The 2875-nt window shown below is 75.1% G+C and carries 2 protein-coding genes; both read left to right on the forward strand.

Annotated elements, in window-relative coordinates; all coding sequences use genetic code 11:
• Positions 1–150 precede the first annotated feature (150 nt).
• Complete coding sequence (locus tag ACZ4W5_RS04785; protein WP_465652841.1) at positions 151–1047, forward strand: alpha/beta hydrolase; 897 nt, start codon at positions 151–153, stop codon at positions 1045–1047.
• 261 nt (positions 1048–1308) lie between these two features.
• A complete protein-coding gene (rox, locus tag ACZ4W5_RS04790; RefSeq protein ID WP_465652843.1) occupies positions 1309–2739 on the forward strand; it encodes a rifampin monooxygenase in 1431 nt (476 codons plus the stop codon).
• Positions 2740–2875: the final 136 nt, after the last annotated feature.

Here is a 2875-nt window from a genome sequence, read left to right on the forward strand (position 1 = left end):
AACCCCCAACACCCCCCCCCCCACCCCCCCCACCACACAGGGAGGGTGGCGCCCACCCCCCTCCCCCTCCACGGCTCACTCCCTGGCGGCGGCGTGAGCCGCGACGGACGGCGGATGACCGGCCCCCGGGCAGCCGCCAGGATGATCGGCATGGATCCCGAACTCGAAGCCTTCGTCCCGCTGTTCCCGAAGTCCGACCTCTCCTCCCCGGCCGACTCCCGCAGGCAACTCGCCGAACTCGCCGCCTCCGTACCGGTCCCCGACCTCGGGGACATGGTTGTCGAGGACCGTACGGTGCCGGCCGATCCCCCGGTCCCGGTCCGGATCTACCGGCCCGCCGGGGCTCGGGGAGCGGTCGTCTGGCTGCACGGCGGCGGATTCGTCATGGGCACCGTGGAGACCGAGCACCCGTGGGCGGCCCGGCTCGCGGTCGGCTCCGGCGCGGTGGTGGTCTCGGTGGGCTACCGGCTGGCGCCCGAGCACCCGTACCCGGCCGCTCTGGACGACGCCCACGCCGTCCTGCGCTGGACGGTCGACCACGCGGCGGAGCTCGGCGTCGCCCCGGACCGGATCGCGGTCGGCGGCCACAGCGCCGGCGCCGGGATCGCGGCAGGGCTCGCCCTGCGGGCGCGCGACGAGCAGGGGCCGGCGATCCGCTTCCAACTGCTCAACCAGCCCGGCCTGGACGACCGGCACGACACCTGGTCGGCGCGGAACTTCACCGACACGCCCTGGTTCGACCGCGCCAAGGCCATCGACGCCTGGCGGCACTACCTCGGAGGCCGGGCCGCCACCCCGTACGCGGCCCCGGCCCGCGCCGCCGACCTCACCGGCCTGCCACCGGCCTACATCGCCACCGCCGAGTACTGCCCCAACCGCGACGAGGACCTCGGCTACGCGCTGCGCCTGCTCCAGGCGGGCGTCTCCGTCGAGGTGCACCAGTGGCCGGGCACCTTCCACGGCTCGCACGCGATCGTGTCCGCCGACATCTCCCAGCGCCAGCACGCCGAACTCGGCGCCGTCCTGCGCCGCGCCCTGGCCGACTGACCCGGACGCAGTCGACCGCCCCGCGGCGCCCGGCAACGTCCGGCGGGTGCCGCGGGCTCCCGTGGACAGCGAAGGCGGGGAGGTCAGAGCCTCCCCGCCACTGTCAAGGTACCGCGCACGGGGGGCCTTGCGGCAAGGCCCCCCTCGGGGCGCACAATCGTCGACCGAGGCCGGAACCTGGCGATTCGTACGGTTCGCACCGTACGCGGGCCATTGTCCGAACGTCCGGCCTCGTTCGACACTCACTGGGGGATTGTTCCGATGATCGACGTGATCGTGGTCGGCGGTGGGCCGACCGGCCTCATGCTGGCGATCGAACTGCGGCTGCAAGGCGTCCGGGTGGTCGTCCTGGAGCGGCTGACCGAGCCGACCCCGGAGTCCCGGGGCCAGGGCCTGCACGTGCGCAGCGTGGAGATGATGGACCAGCGCGGGCTGCTGGACCGGTTCCTCGCGGAGGGCCGCAAGTTCCGGGTCGGCGGCTTCTTCGGCCACATCCACAAGCCGTGGCCGGAGACCATGGACACCGCCCACGATTACGGCCTGTCCGTCGAGCAGCCGGTCACCGAGCGGCTGCTCGGCGCGTACGCCGCCGAGCTCGGCGCGGAGGTCCGGCGCGGCCAGGAGGTGGCCGGGCTCGACCAGGACGAGGACGGGGTCACGGTCGAACTGGCGGACGGCACCCGGCTGCGCTCGCGCTACCTGGTCGGCTGCGACGGCGGCCGCAGCACGGTGCGCCGCCGGCTCGGTGTCGCCTTCCCCGGTGAGCCGTCCCGGGTGGACACCCTGCTCGCCGAGCTGTCGCTGGCCGAGGATCCGGCGACCGTCGAGGAGGTGGTCGCCCGGGTCCGCCGAACCGAGCTGCGCTTCGGCGCCGTCCCCCGGGGCGAGGGGCTCTACCGGGTGATCGTGCCCGCCCCGGACGTCGCCGAGGACCGCGCCGACGGCCCCTCCCTGGAGGAGTTCCGGCAGCAGCTGCGCGCCATCGCCGGCACCGACCTCGGTGCGCACTCGCCCCGCTGGCTCTCCCGCTTCGGCGACGCGACCCGGCAGGCCGAGCGCTACCGGGTCGGCCGGGCCTTCCTGGCCGGCGACGCGGCGCACATCCACCCGCCCACCGGCGGGCAGGGCCTCAACCTCGGCATCCAGGACGCCTACAACCTCGGCTGGAAGCTCGCCACGGCCGTCCACGGCCGGGCGCCCGAGGGCCTCCTGGACAGCTACCACGCCGAGCGCCACCCGGTGGGCGCCCGGGTGCTGGCCAACACCCGGGCCCAGATGACGCTGCTGGGCTCCGAGCCAGGTGCGGTCGCGCTGCGGGAGCTGCTCTCCACGCTGATGGACTTCGAGGAGGTGAACCGCTACATGACCGAGCTGGTCTTCGGCGTCGGTGTCCGCTACGACTTCGGCGAGGGTCCCGAGCTGCTCGGACGGCGGCTGCGGGACCTCCGGTTGAAGAGCGGTCGCCTGTACGAGCGGATGCACGGCGGACGGGCCCTGCTGCTCGACGCCACCGGGGGCGCCCTCTCGGTGGCCGGCTGGTCCGACCGCGTCGACCACGTCACCGACCCCGCCGAGGACTTCGACGCCCCTGCCGTCCTGCTCCGCCCGGACGGATACGTGGCCTGGCTCGGCCAGGACCAGCCGACTCTGGACGGGGCACTCGCCCGCTGGTTCGGCCCCGCCACCGCCTGACCGGCCCCCGGGCGCCGCGCTGGTCGTCCGTCCCGGTCACGCCCGGACGGTGACGCGCCCCGCCCGCCCGGGAGGCCGGGGGGGGGGGGGGGTGTTGCGAGCCAACTAACGCAGGGCGGCGGCCCAGCGGGCGGGC

The organism is Kitasatospora sp. NPDC029367 (assembly GCF_055569135.1).

Coding starts and splice junctions, on each gene's coding strand:
- ACZ4W5_RS04785 (WP_465652841.1), top strand. CDS start 151: ATGGATCCCGAACTCGAAGCCTTCGTCCCGCTGTTCCCGAAGTCCGAC.
- rox (WP_465652843.1), top strand. CDS start 1,309: ATGATCGACGTGATCGTGGTCGGCGGTGGGCCGACCGGCCTCATGCTG.